The sequence below is a fragment of the Prevotella sp. tc2-28 genome, assembly GCF_900107705.1.
Lineage (GTDB): Bacteria > Bacteroidota > Bacteroidia > Bacteroidales > Bacteroidaceae > Prevotella.
In genome coordinates, this window is sequence record NZ_FNRE01000013.1 from 90,898 (window position 1) to 110,477 (window position 19,580).

The window sequence follows — 19,580 nt, forward strand, 5'->3', positions numbered from 1 at the left end:
TGAAAATTTTCTTCAGATTTCTTGCAGGATTCAAATAAATGCTTTACCTTTGTAAAATCAATCAAAAATGGCATTTTTTGCCCTATTTCGACTACAATGGATACAAAAGACCGTATTAAACTCATCATGGAAGATCAGCATATGACCCAGCAGGTGTTCGCTGACTTCTTACAACAAGCTCCTGCAACGCTGAGTAGTATATTCAATGGTAGGACCCGTCCTACCCTGAATATCGTTGATTCGATTAAAAAGAAAATTCCTGACATTTCTATAGAATGGTTACTCTATGGTACTGGTGAGATGTATATATCCCACCCTACAGAACCGTCTGAAGAGAATATGGAGACCTCTGGCGGTGTTCAGGATCTGATGTTAAACTTTGATACGCCTAGTGCTGTTTCGTCAAATTTGCATCAAAATGTGTCTCCTGGGGTTAATATGCAACAAGGTGTACGAAATACACACTTGGAATTAACGCGCGAAGAATTGAAAATGTTGGAGAAAGAGCCGCGTCGCGTTGTTGAGATTCGCGTGTATTACGATGACCAGACTTTCGAGACTTTTGTGCCCGCCAAGAAGCAATAGTCATCCTACCATCGAAGACTGTCTCCGATGCCTAACGCCTGATGCAGCCCTTGTGTCAGGCGTTTTAAGTAAGGTGTCGGCAGATCTCCTGCTCGCGTGTGCTGGCAGGTAAGATGCTGACTTTTAAATAGATAGGGGAATTTCTCATCAACAGCGGTCAGTGTGCTGTTGTTGTAAACACATCCTTTCATCACTACTCCTACTTCCGCTTTTTGGGGAAGCAGTGCAGTGTTTTTAAGTATGTGAAGCATCATACAGAAGATGATGCAATATATGGTATATATCAGAATTATTTCCATTGATTTCGCAAAGATAGTGTTTTTTTTCTAAACTTCCAATTTTTTTCCCGTTTTTTTTGTACCTTTGAACCGTGAAACGAAAGACTATGAAGAAATATGTGCTTGATCTGACGGTTCGACAGGTCGAACTGCTCAGTCCAAAACATGTGCTGTTACGACTGACAGACAGTCAGCCGCTCCCCCCGATGCAGCCGGGACAGTTTGTAGAAGTACGGGTAGATGGTTCTCCGACAACCTTCCTGCGCCGTCCTATCTCCATCAACTATGTCGACCGTGAGCAGAACGAGCTCTGGCTGATGGTGGCGATGATTGGCGATGGTACGCGTCAGCTGGGGCGCCTTCAGGTGGGCGATACGCTCAACTGTGTGCTGCCGTTGGGCAATACGTTTACCATGCCTGCCAGTGCTGACGAACGCGTCCTTCTCGTTGGCGGAGGCGTAGGAATGGCTCCGATGCTCTATATGGGTGCAGAGATGCAGCGTCGTGGGATACAGCCCACGTTCCTGTTAGGTGGTCGTACGGCAGCAGACCTGTTGGAACTTGACCTATTTAATAAGTACGGACGCGTGTGTGTGACGACTGAGGACGGATCAATGGGTGAGCAGGGCTTTGTCACCAATCATTCAGTGCTCCAGGAGTCTTTCGACCGCATCTGCACCTGTGGTCCAAAGCCCATGATGATGGCTGTTGCCCGCTATGCCCTGTCGAAGGACATTACGTGTGAGGCCTCATTGGAGAATATGATGGCGTGTGGACTGGGTGCCTGTTTGTGTTGTGTGGAAAAGGTTAAAACGGAAGACGCGCTCCCCACCAACGTATGTGTCTGCAAAGAAGGTCCGGTGTTTAATGTAAAACGATTGTTATGGCAGATTTAAGTGTCAATATAGGGCAGTTATCCCTGAAGAATCCCGTAATGACAGCCTCTGGCACCTTTGGCTACGGGTTGGAGTTTGCTGATTTCATCCCCCTTGACGGCTTGGGTGGCATCATTGTCAAGGGTACCACGTTGCATCCCCGTGAGGGCAATGATTATCCCCGTATGGCAGAGACAGCCCAGGGCATGCTCAATTGTGTGGGCCTTCAGAACAAGGGTGTCGACTATTTCTGTGAGCATATCTATCCCCAGATTAAGGATATCGATACCAATATGATTGTCAATGTCAGTGGTTCTTCTCCCGAGGATTATGCGGAGTGTGCGGCTCGAATAGATGCCTTGGAGAACATTCCGGCTATCGAGCTGAATATCTCATGTCCCAACGTGAAGGACGGTGGCATGGCCTTTGGTGTCACCTGTGCCGGTGCAGAGAGTGTGGTGAGGGCCGTCCGTGAGCGTTATCACAAGACGCTGATTGTCAAGTTGTCGCCCAATGTCACCAATATCGCAGATATCGCACGGGCCTGTGAGGCACAGGGAGCAGACAGCGTTTCGCTTATCAATACCCTGATGGGCATGGCTATTGATATCGAGCATCGCAAGCCTTTGCTCAGCATCAATACCGGTGGCTTGAGCGGTCCTTGTGTAAAGCCCGTCGCCCTCCGTATGGTGTGGCAGGTGGCCAAGGCGGTAAAGATTCCTGTTGTGGGACTGGGAGGCATCTCCAGTGCTACCGATGCCATCGAGTTCCTGATGGCTGGTGCGACAGCCATAGAGATAGGAACGGCTAACTTCCTCGATCCGGCTATCACCATCAAGGTTCGCGATGGTATCAACCAGTGGTTGGATGCCCATGGGTGCAAGAATGTTCAAGAAATCGTTGGATGTCTATGAACAATTTGAGGGTGGTCAATCGACCACCCTCAACCAACACAAAAACTAAACTAGACTTAACTAAAAGCAATCCGGATTTTCACAAACCCTAGATAGCCACTTGCAAAGTTAGTACAAATCTTTTAAACTGCAAGGCTTTTTATGATTTTTTTGCATTTTAATGCGGTTTTACCCCATTTTCTTCGTTTTATCTGACAAAAAAGCGTCTAAAATGGTTATTGCAGCCATGGCTTCCACGATGGGAACGGCTCGAGGCAATACACATGGGTCGTGACGTCCTTTGGCTGTCAGCGTCGTCTTCTCTCCGTGGATGTCTACCGTGTCCTGTTCGCGGAGTAGGGTGGCCACTGGTTTGAAAGCTATCCGACAGTAGATGTCTTGTCCGTTGGAGATACCTCCCTGTATTCCCCCGCTATGGTTGGTCTTTGTCCCGATGGGCTTGTTCCCGTCGGGGCTGCTATTGTTGACAAATACGTCATTCTGTTCTGAACCCCGATGGGTGACGCCGGCAAATCCCTCACCATATTCAAATCCCTTGACAGCATTGATGCTGAGCATGGCAGCGCCCAGCTGGGCATGTAGTTTGCCGAACTCAGGCTCGCCAAGTCCCACGGGACAGCCTGTTATCACACAGGTGATGACGCCTCCGATGGTGTCGCCCTCGGCCTTTACCTGTTCTATGAGGTGCATCATCTCAGCGGCTTTCTCCTCGTCCGGACATCTCACTGCGTTGTTCTCCGTCTTCGTCAGGTCATACAGGTGGTAGTCGCGGTCAAGGGCTATCTCGCCCACTTGTGAGGTATAGGCGGTGATGTGAACGCCGATTTCCTTCAGCGCCAGCTTAGCCAGTGCACCAGCCACACAACGGCTGATGGTGATACGTGCCGACGAGCGTCCACCGCCCCGGTGATCGCGTATGCCGTATTTGGTGTTGTACGTATAGTCTGCATGCGACGGACGATACACCTCGCGCATGTTGTCATAGTCATTCGAGTGCTGGTTGGTGTTCCTGACGATGAAACCAATGGGACATCCCGTTGACTTTCCCTCGAACACACCGCTCAGCAGTTCTACCTGGTCAGCCTCTTGGCGGGCCGTTGTGATGGCACTCTGTCCTGGACGTCGTCTGTTCAGCTCCTGTTGGATAAACGCCATGTCAATAGGGATTCCTGCGGGCATCCCGTCTACGACACCACCAATCGCCTCTCCATGGCTCTCGCCAAATGTCGTCAGTCTGAATATATTTCCTATCGTGTTCATGAATTAACCTTAACTAATTGCAGCCGCAGCCCTCGCTGCAGTCGCCTCCGCAGTCACCGCAGTGTCCGCCACAACCGCTGCATCCGCCTGTCATGTGCTTGATCAGGTGCTGTATTTCTTCGTTGGTGGCATCGCGACTCTCCAGAACTTTCCCTTCGAAAATCAGCTTCTCTCCAGCCAGCGGGTGGTTCAAGTCCACCTTTACCTTGTCTTCGCCAACTTCCAGTACATGGCCGTAGAATCGTTTGCCCTCTTCGTTCTGTAGGGGGATGATGGCATCTGCATAGATGTGCTCGTGGTCGAAGCGTCCGTCTACGCAGAACATCTCGCGCTCCAGGTCCAATACGCGTTCTTTCACGTACTCGCCATAGGCTTCCTCTTTCTCCAGTGCAAAGCTGAAGTCCTGTCCCTGCTCCAGGTTAGCCACCTGCTGTTCAAAGGCGTCGAGTGTGATGCCAAAGCCGGTGATAAACTGGAACGGCTGTCCTTCCTGCGTCTGTTCTACCAATTCTTTTCCGTTCTCGCCTTCCGTGTACAAGCTGTAAGCCACGGAAATCATTTTGTTCTTATTTTCCATTGATTTCTCTTACTGTTTCTTTGATTCGTGTGCAAAAGTAATATTTTACGGGCGAAAAACCAAAGGAATCCCGTTTTTTCTTTTATATAATAAGGTGTAATCCCCTTTAGATTGACCTACGTCAATGTTTCCCGACATTCTTTGATGAAGGTCAAGAATTCGGACTGTGTGCGCAAACAATTTGCTAAAAAGTTTGGAGCGTATGGATTTTTGCCTTACCTTTGCATCGTCAATCAAGGTAAAAGGGTTGACTAAAGGATAACAATTTAGGTATAATTAAAAGATTAAGAAAGGGTAACAAAAATGAAAAGAATGATTCTTACAATTGTAGCAATGCTTAGCATGACTATGACATTTGCAGAGAATGAGAATTTGAATGCTCTGAACAGTACCGAAGCTTATGATATGAACGTAAATATGAACAAGCTCAGTCAGGCTCTCGGTCTGTCAAAGGACCAGGTTGAAGGTGTGGCTGAAATCCACAAGACTTTCAGTGCAGAGATGATGTTCGCCGCACAGTATGGTAAGGAGGAACGTGCCAAGATGGTCGAGAAGGCTATCAACAAGGACCTCGCCTACATGAACTACATGCTGAACGAGAACCAGTACCGCAAGTATGTGATGCTGCTCAACGTAACACTGAACAATCGTGGTTTGAAATAATCAGACAAAATTTAACACAACTTATTAAACGCCATCGTTCCCCCCAGAACGATGGCCTTTTTTTTGTATAAGTTAAGGTTAACGTTAGCGTTAAGGTTAACGTTAGCGTTTTTTTCCAAAAAAAATACGTTTTTATAAAAAAATGTTGTATCTTTGCACCCAAATATGGCAGTTAAGACATGGGTGGTGGTCCGAACCTTCAATCGGAAAGAGATGGAAGTCAGTACATTCTTGCATCAGAATGGCCTTCCCCATTTCATACCTATGACCTATCACGAGAAGGTGATGTCAGCAGGCGAGAAGCCAAAGAAGGTGCTCGTACCCGTCATCCATAACTACATCTTTCTAGAGAAGACGATGGACGCGGTTCAGCTCCGTAGCAAGTTGTCCGAGTGCCGTGTCCCCGTTCATTTGATGTGTGACAAGGACAAACAGCGGATTACAGAGATTCGCGACAGCGACATGGTGGAGTTCCGCCTCCTTTGCGACCCTGACTATGCTCGCACACCTTCCGATTTCCTCGATGCAGAGGAAGCTGAGGCGCTCCCCGGCAAGGAAGTAGAGATTGTCCACGGTCCCTTTACCGGTCTCCATGGCAAGTTGCATAAGAAGAACCAGAAATACTGGTTTGTCAAGACCGTTGGTGGCGTCAGCGTCATGCTGCGCATCTCCCGCTGGTATTGTAAGGTGTTAGACAAATAAAAAACAAATACGATATGGAAATAAACGAAAAATCGTTCAATATGACTGAGATGGACACCGAGGAACGGTCCTCCCTGTTCAATCTTCAGAATATTCTGATGACCTTTGCCCTTCATTGGAAGTGGTTCATCCCCTCTGTTGTCGTCTGCCTGCTGATAGGCTTTGTCTATTGGTGGAACCAGCCGACCACGATGGCTGTGAGAGGCAAGATGCGCTTGATTCAGCAGACCCAGGATAAGGGTAATGCCGTCAGTGCCGGCCTTGCAGTGCTCAGCTCCCTGCCTTTGGGCATTGGCAACAACCTGAGCGCCAGCCTGGGTGGTGCCCAGGGTATTGATGTCGAGAAAGAGATCATTCTTTCCAGCGACCTCGTCACGGAGGTGGTCCTCGACCTGGGTCTTTACACCGAATACCGCATGGGTCGTTGGGGTCGTTCCTACGTGCTCTATAAGGACCAGCCTGTCACGGTGGCCCTCGACCGCACCCACCTGCTTTGGATGGATCGTGAGTTGCCTTTGCACTATCACCAGATAAGTCTGACACTCAGCAAGGATTCCGAAGGCTATCATGCTGACATCATTGCCGGTGGCAGGTCTATCCAGAAAAATTTCAAGGCCCTTCCTGACAAGGTGATGACCGAGGTGGGCACCCTCTTTTTCTCCCCTAACCAGTCGTTGACGCCCCAACAGCGTCGTGCCTATGCCGATGGTTTCCAGATGCAAGTCACCATCCGACCTCCGAAAACGGTGGCTGCTGGTTTTATCGGCCGCATGGTCGCTGAGGCGCCTACCAAGTCTTCTACAAACATGCTGCATATCACCGTCCGCGACGAGAACATGATGCGAGGCATCGATTTCATCACCCGCCTGGTTGACATCTACAACCAGCAGGGTAGGGAGGATATGCGTGATCAGAACCGACTCACCGACCAGTTTGTCAACCAGCGTCTGGTCAAGATCAACGAGGAATTAGGTATCAGCGACGATGCTTACGAGCAGTCCAAGGTGAAATACCAGATTACCCAGCCTGCTGAGGATGCTGCTGAGGCTGTTGGCAAGAAATCACAATACGACCAGCAACTCATCCAGATTGGCATCCAGCTCCAGCTTCACGACTATATGATGGAGTTTGCCCAGAACCCCGCCAACATCTACGAGGTCATTCCTGTCGTCAGTGGCGGTATGGGCATGGGTGGCAGCATGGGTATGGGTAGTACGGGTGGCGGAGGTCAAGCTTTGTCGCGCCATAACACCCTGGCTTTCCAGCGCAAGGAGTTGCTTAAGAGCATGAGCGACAAGGCGCCGCAGGTGCAGCGTGTCACCGAACTGATTGAGGAACTGCGCCCCACACTGCTCACCGAACTCTCTCGCACCCGTCAGGCAATGGTCATCCAACGCCAGAATGTGGAGCGTGAATACCAGAAGGCGATGGAGCGCATTGGCAGTGCCCCCCATATCGAACGCGTGTTCACCGATATCGAACGCCTTCGTGAAATCAAGCAGGGCGTCTATCTCGTCATGCTGCAGAAACGTGAAGAGCTGGCGATGGGTCGTGTCGATGTCACTGACAAGGGAAAACTCATCGAGAAGGCGCAGGTGGTTGGCGGCAGTGTCCTGCCTAACCGCAACATGATTATGCTGATTGCCCTGGCCATTGGCATCCTGCTACCCTTGGTGCTCCTCATCCTGTTCCAGTTCCTCCGTACCAAGGTCGGTATGCGTGCTGACATCGAGTCAGCCTCCCGCCTCCCCATTCTGGGCGAAGTCTTCAATGTCCACCAGGAGGAGGCACTCCGCACGGTGCGTACCAACTTATTGTTGCGCTTACAACCCGACCAGAAGACCCTTTTGGTCACCTCCGATGCCGTTGGTGATGGCAAGACCTATCAGGCCATCCAGTTGGCACAGGGCTTGGCACGCTTAGACAAGAAAGTAGTCCTCGTCGACCTCGACCTGCGCCATCCGGGCATAGCCCAGGCATTGGGCATCACTGCAAAGGGGGGCACCTTCTCCCTCTTGAGCCTCACCTCTCCGGCAGCTGCTGATGTGCAGTCGCAGCTTGTCACCGTTGACAATATCGATGTTCTCCCGGCAGGCACCCCCTCTCAGGTTCACCCCTCCGACCTCCTGTCTCGCGACAGCCTCGTCCAGGTGCTGACCCTGCTGAAGGCCCGTTATGACTATGTCGTCATCGACGGTCCTGCCATGGCTGGCAATAGTGATACCCTCCAGATTGCCACCCAGGCCGATGCTACCTGCTTCATCGTCAAGGCTGACCATACCGCTAAGGCTGTTGTCAAGGCCATCGACAAGGAGTCGCGCCTCCCCCATACCATGTTCATCTATAATCTGATTGATATGTCAAAGAAGAAAAACAAGTTTTTGTATAAGCAGGTGCTGATGCTCCTTTCCTTCGTGCTGGTACTCTCCTCCTGCTCTGTCAAGAAGTTCGCCTATTTGCAGGGAGCCGACAAGATAGACCTCAACAAGCAGAGCGCCCTCTATGATGCCCGCATCATGCCCAAGGACCAGCTGAACATCCATGTCTACACCATCAACGCCGGTGCAGCCACCCCCTTTAACATGGGTTCGGTCAATGCCACCAGTTCTACGATGGGTGGTGCTGCCAATCTCTCTACGGCTACAGGCAATCAGAACTACCTCGTCAGCAATGACGGCACCATCAACTTCCCCATCCTGGGTCGCATCAAGGTGGTTGGTCTCACCAAGGATGAGTGTGAGGACATGATTCTCGAGAAAATCCGTCCCTATATGGCAGAGAGCGAGCGTCCCATCGTGACCGTCCGTCAGGCCAACTATTCCATCACCGTACTTGGTGAGGTTGGTGCTCCAGGCACCATCCAGGTTTCCCGTGAGAAGATTAACATCTACGAGGCCCTTGCCCAGGCTGGCGACCTTACCGTCTATGGCATCCGCGACCGTGTCAAGCTCATTCGCGAGAATGCCAATGGCGAGCGTGAGATTCACATGCTCGACCTCAGCGATGCTAACATCATGAATTCTCCCTATTTCTATATGCAGCAGAACGACATCCTGTATGTTGAGCCCAGTATCGTCAAGAAGCAGCAGGGTAACATCGTCACCAGCCTCGTGATTCCGCTGACCACCTCTCTGGTGTCCTTCTCAGCCCTCCTCATTGCTATTTTCAAGTAACAGCGCCTAATGGTCAAGCCGTTGGATTTGCAGGCAATCACCCTCCAGCATGCAGCAGCGTACAAGGCAGCAGTGGAAAGGGTAGTGGACTCCGGCTGGTTCCTGCAAGGCGAGGAAACCCGTCGGTTTGAGTCAGACTATGCTCGTTATATCGGCACGCAGCATGCTGTTGCCGTTGCCAATGGATTGGATGCGCTGAGGCTCATCCTCCGAGGGTATAAGGAAATGGGAGCCATGCAGGACGGCGATGAGATTATCGTTCCTGCCAACACCTATATCGCAACCATCCTCGCCATCACTGACAACCATTTGGTCCCTGTCCTTGTAGAACCCACCTTTGACCATCTCGAACTTGATATCGACCAGGTAGAGCAGCACATCACCCCCAAGACCAGAGGTGTGATGACCGTTCACCTCTATGGCAGGATAGCCTATAACGACCAACTGGGTGAGATTTGTCAAAAACACCATCTGAAGTTAATGGAAGACTGCGCACAAAGCCATGGATGCGGGTTCATGGTTAAAGGTTCAAGGTTCACGAAGACGGGAGCGTTGGGCGATGCCGCAGCCCATTCTTTCTATCCCGGCAAGAATTTGGGTGCCTTTGGTGATGCCGGAGCAGTGACCACTAACGACGAAGAGCTGGCTGCTGTCATCCGTGCCCTCGCTAACTATGGCAGTCAGCGTAAATACGTGTTTGCCTACACAGGTATGAATAGCCGCATGTCGGAGATTGATGCTGCCGTGCTGGACGTCAAGCTGAAATACTTGGACGAAGACAATAGGAAGCGCCAGCAGTTGGCAGCCTATTATTACGAGCATATCAACAATCCTCTCATCACCCTCCCTAAGCGCATCCCTGACGAGAACAACGTCTACCACCAGTTCCCCATATTCTGTGAACGGCGCGACGCACTGCAGCAGTTCCTGGCCAACCAAGGTATCCAAACCCTCATCCATTACCCCATCCCTCCTCATAAGCAAGCGTGTTATAGGGCGTGGAACCACCTCAGCTATCCCATTACAGAGCGGATACATGCCCAGGAACTGTCCCTCCCGATGAACCAAGTCATCACCCCCCAACAAGCCGAAACCATAGTCCAGGCCCTCAACACCTTCCTTTAATTTTTCCCCTTCCGCTTTCTCCTTTCAATTTTTATCTGTATCTTTGTACCCGATATAGTATACAATTCCAATAAATCTACGGGCACAGAGCCCTCGTGTAGAGGTGGTAATTCGCTGAACTATACCCATTTAGGTTAACCTTAACCCTGTCCATTTACATAGTAAATAGGACAGGGGAAAGACGTACCCTAAGGGCAACTTCCAGCAATTCCCCTCTATATATTATGTGATACCGATATCTTGATTGCCTTCCATGCTGGTCAAGAAACGTGTTTTTAAATCATACGTCTAATATATAAAACAAGATAATTATGTGTACAGTAAGTGTTAAGGTAAACGAGGCATTGCTTCGTGGCATGCGACCGGAGCTGAACTCCACGGCAGCTATTCGCCGGTGGGTGCAGCAGCAGATAGACTTGCGTATTCAGCAGATGGAACTCGACGACCAGGAAACGATGACTATCGAGGAAGCCCGCGAGATGACTCATCGTGCAGTAAGCCGTGAATATGCTCTGGATCGTGATATGACACCAGAACAGCTGTATGCGGTGATTTCGGAAGAGATTGATGATATCTACGCTAATGGCTGATTATCGCTATATCATCAAGCCTCGCGCATCTCGTAAGATATTCTCTTTTTATCAGAATGTGGCGAAGAAATACCGTCATACGTATGATAAAGACGATCTTAAACGTGACGTGCAGAACGCAGTTTTCTCAATCTTTCGCATCGAGAACGGACTCCTCCGTCGCGAGCCGACCATCTCCCAATGGGCAGGATACCACATGGCTAATACCGACAAGTGGTACTTCGCCTACACGATAGATGGCGACACCATCACGGTAGTCGATGCTCGCCATGCACAAAACATGAGGAGCAGTGAGAGCAGTATCTAGCTTGCTTGAATACTGCCGAGTCGCGTCTCATGTCGATGAACATCAACATGTACGAAGAACTTGGTCATCGACTTTGTCGCTTGGCTCGTCCAAGAACCTGAACAAGTCCCCTGTCACATACAGCGGCAAATAGATGAATTGTTGAAACAGATATAAAATAAACAAAGCGAATAATTATGTGTCAGACAGCAGTTATCCGGTCTGCGTTCTTCATTCCAACGCCAATTGGAAGAATCCGCTAACCGCTAACCTCTTAACGATAACCGATAAAAAAAGAGTCCTTCATCCATCAAACATCTTACATCTATCGCTGACACCCACCTGACACCTGTCATAAATTACACATCAAACATCATCCATCTTAACGACATTCATCAGACATCCGGGAAATTGAGCCTTTTCCGCTCATTTCTATACAAAGGCACGGTTAAGCGAGAGAAATGTGAGCTCGCTCAAACATTTCCGAACGTGAGTGCTTTCGACCTTCAGGTCAAAGGTAGCCATTTTTACCCAATTGGGCAATAGCTTTAAGAAAGTTTTACACGGAAGTGTAAGGAAGTGTTAAGAAAGAGGCGGTTTAGGATGGTAGTTCTGAGGACAGTGAAGAGTGCTCGGAGCGGAAAACGGAAAAATCGGGTAGGAAAGTGTCAAGATAAAATTTGAGTTGAGACGAAAGAGATAAGAAATTGGTCGAAACCAAAAATAAGTATTCATAAACATTGTTTAACTAAAACGACGAGATACTGACAGGAGCACGGCTCTTGTATATCATTATGAGGATACGCAAGATAAAATACAATAATCACCCAGTTATAGGAAATCTGGAATTAGACTTGGTAAACCCTAATACGGGATTGCCATACGATACTATTGTATTTGCTGGAGAGAATGGAACTGGCAAGACAACGATATTATCAACGCTGAATGCATTTCTATGTCTTGGCCCATTTGAGGCATTTGAAAGGATTGAATATGAAGTAGGTCGTCATTTGTATGCTGTAGTATCAGCAGGTACAGAACATGATAATAAGATGGGTTTCCATCACCGTATAGATCTACAGACAAATACAACATCCAATATTCAGCGAAATAGAAATAATGATAGAGATGGTATAGCCAGAGATAATCTTGACCTTCGACACTATGGTTGTGTCTATTCCAAGGCGCGTGCTGATTTTAGTGTTAGAAAGCTTACGGGAACTACTTCTCTTGATATAGATGCTGACTCATACGATGACGATAGCAAGGAAGATTTCAGCAGTTTAAAACAGCTTGTTATTGACTTGCAGTATGAAGACAGTGGTAAATTGCAAGAAAAGATTGAGGCTTCACCGACGCATAGTCTAACTACAGCAGAGTATAATGCATTTATGCAGTCTGCAAAGATGTACCGATTTAGGTCTGCATTTGATAATTTCTTTGAGAACATCAAGTATAAAAAAGTAGAAAGTGCTGATGGAGAGAAGAAAGTGTTGTTTACCAAACACGGAACGGATATAACTATCGATGACCTGAGCACTGGCGAAAAGCAGATTGTATATCGCGGTATCTACTTGCTCCGTAATGTGGGCAAACTTGATGGTGCAGCCATCATGATAGACGAGCCTGAGCTCAGTATGCACCCGAAGTGGCAGAAGCGAATACTCAAATACTTTAAGGATTTATTTGTGGGGGATAACGGCTCTCAGAAAGTGCAGTTGTTCTTTGCTACCCATTCAGAGTACGTATTAGGAGAAGCATTAAAGGATTCTGCTAATACCTTGGTCGTAGTACTCAAGGACAATAACGGCTCAATAGAGAAGAAAGAAGTTACAGCACCATTGTTGTTGCCAACTTTGGTAGCGTCTGAGGTAAATTATGTTGCTTTTGATGTTTGCTCAATAGATTACCATATTGCTCTTTATGGCGCTATTCAGTCAAATTATAATAAACACAGTATTGCAAGTTGTGACCAGTTTATTGCGACTCAATGTGCACCTTATTATACAGCAGCTCATAGTTGTGCCACTAGCTATAATGGCATAAACTACACTACTTTGCCAACAAAAATTAGAAATCACATCGATCATCCTGATAACCCTTATACATTTACAGAAGAAGAACTCAGAACTTCAATTATCTTGATGAGAGATATTCTGGAAAATATATAAGATTTCCCATTATACGGCTTTCACATTCTCATTAGAGGAGTAATTCAATTTAGACTTTTATGACTGATACAAAGGCTATAGAAAATTTGAACGTGTTAATATCGGAGATTCCCGGAATAAAACGTAATTCTTCTGAGCACACCCGGTGGCTTTCGAATGTGTTAAGAGTTCTGGATGAAAAATTCGGAACAGATTCTCAATACAGCACAACCATACGAGCTTTTCCATGGAAGGAAACTGCTTCTGGAATTTATAGCGCTTATAATTATCAATCAGAAAGAGAGCTTGACCATCAAAATGCTTTCTGTCGCCAAATGGAACAGGCAAAGGGTATCATCTTGTCGGCTATTGATGCATTGACAGAGAAACTTGAAGAATCTGAAATAGATGCCGCACAGGAAAATAAAGGAACATCTTTTGGAGCTTTTGATTCTAAGAAAGTTTTTGTTGTTCATGGACATGATACTAATGCCCGTAACGAAGTTGAGCTTTTTGTGAAAAGCATAGGCTATGAGCCTATAATACTCTGCAAAAGAGCTGACATGGGTGATACTATCATCGAGAAGATAGAGCGCGAAGCCAAAGATGTTTGCTATGCCATTGTTATCTATACTTCTTGTGACTTAGGTAAAGATAAGGATGATGCAGACTTGAAACCAAGAGCCAGACAAAATGTTGTTTTTGAGCATGGTTTTATGTGTGCTCATTTAGGTAGGTCTCATGTATGTGCTCTTCTTGAAGAAGGTGTTGAACAACCAGGAGATTTGAAAGGTGTCATTTATAAACCTTTGGATGTAGCTGGCGTATGGAAGTACTTGATAGCTGACGAAATGAAGGCTGTGGGCTTAGAAGTTGATAAAAATAAAATCTGATAATCTCAAAGAGGCTTGTAGCAACATTTCGATTCAGAAAAGCGGTGTTTATTACTTCTGCAAAGAGATAAGATTGTTAATCGGCTACCGCATCAATACAGATGACTACGAAAGTTTGGGTTGTTTCTTTAATCATATCGGCAATAATAACTATCGTGCTGATTATCTTATGTGACCATTTTTGGCCTGAAGATAAAGTTATGACAAAGGTAATATCCTTAGTTATTGGTGCGTTAATAAACAACTATATAAGAAAGTCATACGATGGCCTATTTGATATTTTCAATCGCAAATCAGAGAAACCTTTTCTCGGTGTATTAATCAAGACTAATCATAAATCCCGTAGAATTATAGGCTTTGGGTCATCATGTGGAAATGTTGTGCCAGCGGGTCATTTTAAAGCAGATTATGAAGTAGAAGTAGAATTGAATGTTATAATTCAAAACGAATCTCCCTACACTGTTTATGAAGTTGATGTTAGCTATGCACCAAATCAATACTCCGAAAAATATACTCTGATAGATAAGCGTGAGAATAAGCTACAACCTTTGGAAGGTAATAAGCACTTTGATTTCACACTTCGGATAATGAAACATTATTATGATGTATATGCATCTGATGTTGATCAAGAACTTTATCGAATCGGGAAAGGGATTAGCCCTTTAAATGGTTCAAAACTTATTATAAAATATAAAGATTCAAAACATAAGGCGCAATTTAAAACGCAGGTTCTGGAATAATGACTTTTGCATTTTCCTTCATTTCTGCGAGAATTGAAACTTGAATCTTGAATCTTGAATCTTGAATCTTGAAACTTGAAACCAATAGTATGTCCAAAGTCCAGCGTTTTGAAGACCTGACCATCTTTCAGATGGCTCGTGACCTCTGTAAGGATGTGTATGCTATCACCAAGGACGGCGAGTTCCATAAGGACATGAGGTTTGTTCAGCAAATCCATGCAGCCGCAGGCTCTATCATGGACAACATAGCCGAGGGCTACGAACGCGATGGCAACAAGGAATTTATCAATTTCCTGTATATTGCAAAAGGCTCCTGTGGCGAAGTCCGCAGCCAGATCATCAGAGCTACTGATGAAGGTTTCATTGATAAGGACACGGCCCAAAAACTATATAATGATAGTCTCAATCTGAGCAAAGCAATAAGCAAGTTCATCACTTCCCTCAAAGGAAGTTCCATCACAGGCTTAAAACACCTGAAACCTGAATCTTGAAACCTGAATCTAAATCTCTTGAATCCTGAAACTTGAAACCTGAGTAAGCAGCCAATTCTGACGTATTGTGCATGAAATGGGAAAATGATACCTTTCTTCGACAGACGAAGCGACAAAGTCGATTACGGAACAAGCGGCTTAGCCGAGCGGGGCTCGAGTTTAGCCATCCCTTATTAAAGGATTCTAAATCTATGGGAAAAGACTAATTGATTTCAATGATACTATGAACACTCGGCTTTGCCGCTTTCATCAAGCGTAGCGACTGAAAGAATATGTTACCGATGACCATCGGTATAAAAAACAAAGTTTAATCAATCTTAGACGCTTCAGGTGGCCTAATCGTTTCTCCAAAACGCTTCGCTTGCGAAGAAAGCCGCCCTAAAGGCTGCGAGTAAGCAAGTGGAGAACCGAGCTTGTTTGAGTTATCTCGAGCGTGAGCAGTCTCGATTGTTGGTCAAAGGCTGTTTTTAAGCTTGGACGTCAAAATTGACAGTTTACCATACTTTAGGCCTCTGACATCAGACATCAATAGGTGTTTATCACTTTTGACAAAGAGATAAGATATATCCTCGGCTAGCGCATAAAAGCAAATTATGAATAGAATAGTAACAATATGTTTATGGTCTTTAGGATTTTTTAGCGTTGGAATGCTACTTTTCCGTTGGGGCATTATTCCTCCCGTTTTTGGTGATGCACCTAATGCTGATGCCAGGAATGAGGTGATGCTTAATCTGTCTTATAGCTATCTTGCTGGTGCTGTCTTCTATTTCTTCGTGACGTGGTTTCCATATAAGCTTCGTTCTCGAAAAATGAGGCCGTTTATAGAAGGAAAGAAAAAGATAATTAAAGGTAAAATGTTCGATTGCGCTTTAAACGCAATGCCTACAAATCTGATATTACAACACCGCCCTTCTGATGAAGAAATTATCAACCATTTGGAGAATACAAGTTTGTTGAATGCCCCAACATTTATGTCTTTATTGACGCCAGGTGTTGATATTCATACCCATTGGAGACTTCAGCGTGACGAAATTAAATCAGTAATAAAAGACGTATTAGAGTTTAAAGAGTATCTTTCTAATAAAGAACTTTATGTTCTCGGACAAATACAGGATTGCCAGTTCTTTTATATGATTAATGGCATATTCCCTATTACTGACCAACCAGAGTCTCGTAAAAGAATTGCAATAGACCTCGTGAATGCAATTGCATTGACCAATCAGTTATAAATCAGATGAAAATCTCTACTATCCAGATAAAGGATTATCGTAGTATTTCGGAGGCAAGGCTTTCCTTAGGTGAAATTACCATTTTGTTAGGTAAGAACAACGAAGGAAAGTCCAATCTTCTAATGGCGGTTAATATCGCGATTTCTACTCTCCAAGAGTTTGCAGAAATAAAAAAGAGGAGATTGTTTTATTCGCGTTTTCGTACTTTTGAACGGTATTCGTGGGAGCGTGATTACCCAATTGCAAAGCAAAAAGGTGATAAGCGTAACAAGAAATCTACTTTCATCCTTGAGTTCACTTTAGATACTCATGAGGTTGAGGAGTTCAAGAAAAATATTGGCCATCAGTTAAACGGCACCTTGCAGATTAAGATAACCTTCGGTAATGAAAACCGCCCAGATATAAAAGTTGTTAAGCAAGGTAAAGGAAGTAAACCTCTGAATGAGAAGTCGCAGAAAGTAGCACGTTACATAGCTGAGCATATAGAGTTCAACTACATTCCTGCTGTTAGGACTGTTGATCATACAATGGATATCATAAATGAGCAGATAGCAGAACGCTTGCAGGGGGAAAGAAAAAATAAAGATTACCAAGATGCGCTTGATAAAATAAACGAAATAGAGAAAAATGTCTTGAGTAATCTCTCGGGTGAAATTAAGAACACTCTTACAGAGTTCTTACCCGAAACGAAGAACGTTAAGTTGACATCAGATGATATTGGTATAATGATACGTCATCGTCAAGATATTAATGTTTTGATAGATGACGGAGAAGAAACAAACCTTTTGAGCAAAGGTGATGGTGTAAAGAGTCTTGTAGCAATGTCTCTACTCAAAAGCAAGAAACTGATAGCAAATTCAGTGTCAGTAATAGCTATTGAAGAGCCAGAATCGCATTTGCATCCATCTGCAATAGATGCTCTAAGAAAAGCAATCCATTCACTCTCTGGGCACTCTCAGGTAATTATAACCACACATAACCCTCAGTTTGTTAATCGTAATGATATTGGTAGTAATATCATTGTGGATGATGGTAATGCCAAGAAAGCAGAAAACATTCGTGAAGTACGAGAGATTTTAGGTGTAAAATTGTCTGACAACCTCTTTAATGCGCGATTGTTGTTATATGTAGAAGGTGTAACCGACAGAATGGTATTAATGTCTTTACTAAGTCACTATTCTACAAAACTGAGAGATGCGATTGCTGGAAATGAGTTGGTGATTCAGCCTATGAGCGGAACCCATCATATTGAGATGCATCTTGCATCTGCCAAAACGATGTTAGCAGATTATCATTTGTTCTTGGATGGAGATATCGCTGGCCGTAATTCGGTAAGTAGAGCTTGTGGACTTGGATTGTTGGATCCTCGTGATTATACTCTTACTCATTATTCGGATATGCCTTTAGATTCTGAGATGGAGGATATGCTTGATTTAAATGTATATAGAGATGTAATACTCGATAAATATGATGTAGATATTTCATTAGACGGCACGTTCCGAGCTAGAAATAGGAAGTGGTCTAGCAGAATAGAAACAGTTTTCATAAATGCAGGAAAGATTTTCGATGATAATACTCTAAATGACTTAAAGTTCTTGGTGGCAAGTAGAGCTGCAGATAATCCTGCAATAGCGATGAGACCTGAAGGTTTAGTAATGCTGCAAGGATTAATTAGTACCTTAGAAGGGAAACTTTAGATATTTAATATACAGTATATTGATTGATTTCTGCGTTTTCTGCGATATCTGCGGGGCTTGAATCTTGAAACATGAAACTTGAAACCAACTTCACTGTATGACGAAAGAATGAACAAGACCCAACTTATCTCCATGATTCACTTCCTTGAGGAACGTGATGAGGCGAGTAAAAAGGAGAACGAAGCTCTAAAGGAACTCGTTAAGGAACTGCAAGAAACCCATAACCAGAAAGAGAAGTCACAGGCTGACCTTTTAGCTTCGATTGACAGATCGACTAAGCAGGTGGCTGATCTGACTGAAGACAACAAGAAACTCCAGCAGCAAATTGAAGAACTGTTGAAACAGATGAAATAGAAACGGATAGAAGTATCAATAAAAACGTCTGTAAGCTGTCAATTTTGACGTCTTGTGTATGAACTGGGAAAATGATACCTTTGGACTCGTTTTAAGGATGAGACAAATGGTATACAGTAGTAAAGATTTTGAGAGCCTTTGGTTTTTGTACCAGGCTGAGGGCCTTCCGAAGAATATCTCGATAGAGGAATTCTGCACAAAGCACGGAGTTGACTATCCAACTTTCGATAAATGGTACCGCAAGACGCACAAGAGGATATATCCCGTGACAGTGACTGGTAATCCGGCGGAGGACGCGGAGATCCAGACGGAAGCGGAGAAGGTGAGTGAGGAGAGCAAAGTCCATGATCCTGTCAGTCACCCCTTCAAGTACCCCACAGACCGGGTGGCAAACATTAACAAGAAAATCTCCATCTCCATCAAGTTCCCTGACGGAATGAAGATTGTGAAGACAGGCATTAGTTTCACTGAGCTCAAGCATCTGATTGAGAGATTGGAGGTGGTATGCTGACCATCTCCGGATTGAAGAAATTCTACTTCGTACCTGATATAAACGATATGCGCTGTGGCGCTCACAGGCTGCTTGAAATCGTAAAACACAAGCATCATCTCAACACCAGCAATGGTGACGTATTTATCTTCATGTCGAAGAACCACAGGACGGTAAAGATGGTGAATTTTGAGAAGAATGCCTACTATGTGCACCAGAAGACTTTTGCCAACGGGTATACGTTTATGAAACTGAAGTTTGTAGAGGACAAACCGGTCTATTCCATCGACTGGAAAGATCTGGTGGCAGTGCTCGAATCACCTGTAATCAAGCAGCTTACAATAAAATAAAACGCCTGCAAAACGAAGTGTTAAACTTTGTGTAAAACGTTGATAATCAGTAAATTAAATGACTAAAAAGCTTGCATATCTCGAAAATTTTTCGTACCTTTGTAGAGTAATTAGAAGGTATGGAGAAGGACGAATTATTGAAGCGAGTGCTGATGATG

21 protein-coding genes are annotated in these 19,580 nt (G+C 45.4%); 18 read left to right on the forward strand and 3 right to left on the reverse strand.

Annotation, left to right across the window (positions count from 1 at the left end):
- Positions 1 to 96: 96 nt before the first annotated feature.
- Positions 97 to 585 carry a helix-turn-helix domain-containing protein gene (locus BLU47_RS11635; protein WP_091962833.1) on the forward strand — a complete coding sequence of 163 codons (489 nt, stop codon included), beginning with the start codon at positions 97 to 99 and terminating at the stop codon, positions 583 to 585.
- A 5-nt stretch (positions 586 to 590) separates the two neighbouring features.
- Here the strand turns inward: BLU47_RS11635 and BLU47_RS11640 are convergent, their stop codons facing one another.
- Entirely contained in the window at positions 591 to 884 is a 294-nt protein-coding gene (locus BLU47_RS11640; RefSeq protein ID WP_091962836.1) for a hypothetical protein, read from the reverse strand.
- Between the two features lie 86 nt (positions 885 to 970).
- Between BLU47_RS11640 and BLU47_RS11645 the strand changes: the two genes are divergently transcribed.
- Positions 971 to 1,759 (forward strand): dihydroorotate dehydrogenase electron transfer subunit, encoded by a 789-nt coding sequence (locus tag BLU47_RS11645; protein ID WP_091962839.1) that lies wholly within the window; start codon positions 971 to 973, stop codon positions 1,757 to 1,759.
- Positions 1,747 to 2,652, forward strand: coding sequence for a dihydroorotate dehydrogenase (locus BLU47_RS11650; protein WP_091962842.1), 906 nt, complete (start codon positions 1,747 to 1,749; stop codon positions 2,650 to 2,652). Before BLU47_RS11645 ends, BLU47_RS11650 begins: the two co-directional genes overlap by 13 nt.
- A gap of 168 nt (positions 2,653 to 2,820) precedes the next feature.
- Here BLU47_RS11650 and aroC read toward each other — a convergent pair whose 3' ends face one another.
- Positions 2,821 to 3,912, reverse strand: a complete 1,092-nt coding sequence (gene aroC, locus BLU47_RS11655; RefSeq protein ID WP_091962845.1) for a chorismate synthase — start codon at positions 3,910 to 3,912, stop codon at positions 2,821 to 2,823.
- A 13-nt stretch (positions 3,913 to 3,925) separates the two neighbouring features.
- Positions 3,926 to 4,489, reverse strand: a complete 564-nt coding sequence (locus tag BLU47_RS11660; protein ID WP_091962847.1) for an FKBP-type peptidyl-prolyl cis-trans isomerase — start codon at positions 4,487 to 4,489, stop codon at positions 3,926 to 3,928.
- A 303-nt stretch (positions 4,490 to 4,792) separates the two neighbouring features.
- On the opposite strand from BLU47_RS11660, the gene BLU47_RS11665 reads away from it, so the two are divergent.
- From BLU47_RS11665 to tnpB, 15 genes are all read left to right on the forward strand, one after another.
- Complete coding sequence (locus tag BLU47_RS11665) at positions 4,793 to 5,152, forward strand: hypothetical protein (protein ID WP_091962850.1); 360 nt, start codon at positions 4,793 to 4,795, stop codon at positions 5,150 to 5,152.
- Between the two features lie 165 nt (positions 5,153 to 5,317).
- Positions 5,318 to 5,854 (forward strand): UpxY family transcription antiterminator, encoded by a 537-nt coding sequence (locus BLU47_RS11670; RefSeq protein WP_091962852.1) that lies wholly within the window; start codon positions 5,318 to 5,320, stop codon positions 5,852 to 5,854.
- Between the two features lie 14 nt (positions 5,855 to 5,868).
- The gene (locus tag BLU47_RS11675) at positions 5,869 to 9,027 is read left to right on the forward strand and encodes a polysaccharide biosynthesis/export family protein (RefSeq protein ID WP_091962855.1); all 3,159 of its coding nucleotides are present in this window, start codon (positions 5,869 to 5,871) and stop codon (positions 9,025 to 9,027) included.
- A gap of 9 nt (positions 9,028 to 9,036) precedes the next feature.
- Positions 9,037 to 10,152, forward strand: a complete 1,116-nt coding sequence (locus BLU47_RS11680) for a DegT/DnrJ/EryC1/StrS family aminotransferase (protein WP_091962857.1) — start codon at positions 9,037 to 9,039, stop codon at positions 10,150 to 10,152.
- Between the two features lie 311 nt (positions 10,153 to 10,463).
- Positions 10,464 to 10,742, forward strand: a complete 279-nt coding sequence (locus BLU47_RS11685) for a hypothetical protein (protein WP_091962860.1) — start codon at positions 10,464 to 10,466, stop codon at positions 10,740 to 10,742.
- A complete protein-coding gene (locus BLU47_RS11690) occupies positions 10,720 to 11,049 on the forward strand; it encodes a hypothetical protein (protein WP_143025555.1) in 330 nt (109 codons plus the stop codon). The genes BLU47_RS11685 and BLU47_RS11690 overlap by 23 nt, the downstream gene beginning before the upstream one ends.
- Positions 11,050 to 11,822: 773 nt before the next feature.
- Positions 11,823 to 13,199 (forward strand): AAA family ATPase, encoded by a 1,377-nt coding sequence (locus tag BLU47_RS11695; protein WP_091962865.1) that lies wholly within the window; start codon positions 11,823 to 11,825, stop codon positions 13,197 to 13,199.
- A gap of 59 nt (positions 13,200 to 13,258) precedes the next feature.
- Positions 13,259 to 14,071 carry a TIR domain-containing protein gene (locus BLU47_RS11700; protein WP_091962868.1) on the forward strand — a complete coding sequence of 271 codons (813 nt, stop codon included), beginning with the start codon at positions 13,259 to 13,261 and terminating at the stop codon, positions 14,069 to 14,071.
- 200 nt (positions 14,072 to 14,271) lie between these two features.
- Positions 14,272 to 14,811: a hypothetical protein gene (locus BLU47_RS11705; protein ID WP_143025556.1), complete on the forward strand. Its 540-nt coding sequence runs from the start codon at positions 14,272 to 14,274 to the stop codon at positions 14,809 to 14,811.
- 89 nt (positions 14,812 to 14,900) lie between these two features.
- Positions 14,901 to 15,302, forward strand: a complete 402-nt coding sequence (locus BLU47_RS11710) for a four helix bundle protein (RefSeq protein ID WP_091962874.1) — start codon at positions 14,901 to 14,903, stop codon at positions 15,300 to 15,302.
- Between the two features lie 593 nt (positions 15,303 to 15,895).
- Positions 15,896 to 16,531 (forward strand): hypothetical protein, encoded by a 636-nt coding sequence (locus BLU47_RS11715; RefSeq protein WP_143025557.1) that lies wholly within the window; start codon positions 15,896 to 15,898, stop codon positions 16,529 to 16,531.
- A 5-nt stretch (positions 16,532 to 16,536) separates the two neighbouring features.
- Positions 16,537 to 18,228 carry an ATP-dependent nuclease gene (locus BLU47_RS11720; protein ID WP_091962880.1) on the forward strand — a complete coding sequence of 564 codons (1,692 nt, stop codon included), beginning with the start codon at positions 16,537 to 16,539 and terminating at the stop codon, positions 18,226 to 18,228.
- 108 nt (positions 18,229 to 18,336) lie between these two features.
- Positions 18,337 to 18,582, forward strand: a complete 246-nt coding sequence (locus BLU47_RS11725) for a CDK-activating kinase assembly factor MAT1 (RefSeq protein WP_091962882.1) — start codon at positions 18,337 to 18,339, stop codon at positions 18,580 to 18,582.
- Between the two features lie 106 nt (positions 18,583 to 18,688).
- Entirely contained in the window at positions 18,689 to 19,093 is a 405-nt protein-coding gene (locus BLU47_RS11730; RefSeq protein WP_143025558.1) for a hypothetical protein, read from the forward strand.
- A complete protein-coding gene (gene tnpB / locus BLU47_RS11735) occupies positions 19,087 to 19,422 on the forward strand; it encodes an IS66 family insertion sequence element accessory protein TnpB (RefSeq protein WP_091962887.1) in 336 nt (111 codons plus the stop codon). The genes BLU47_RS11730 and tnpB overlap by 7 nt, the downstream gene beginning before the upstream one ends.
- Positions 19,423 to 19,580 lie beyond the last annotated feature (158 nt).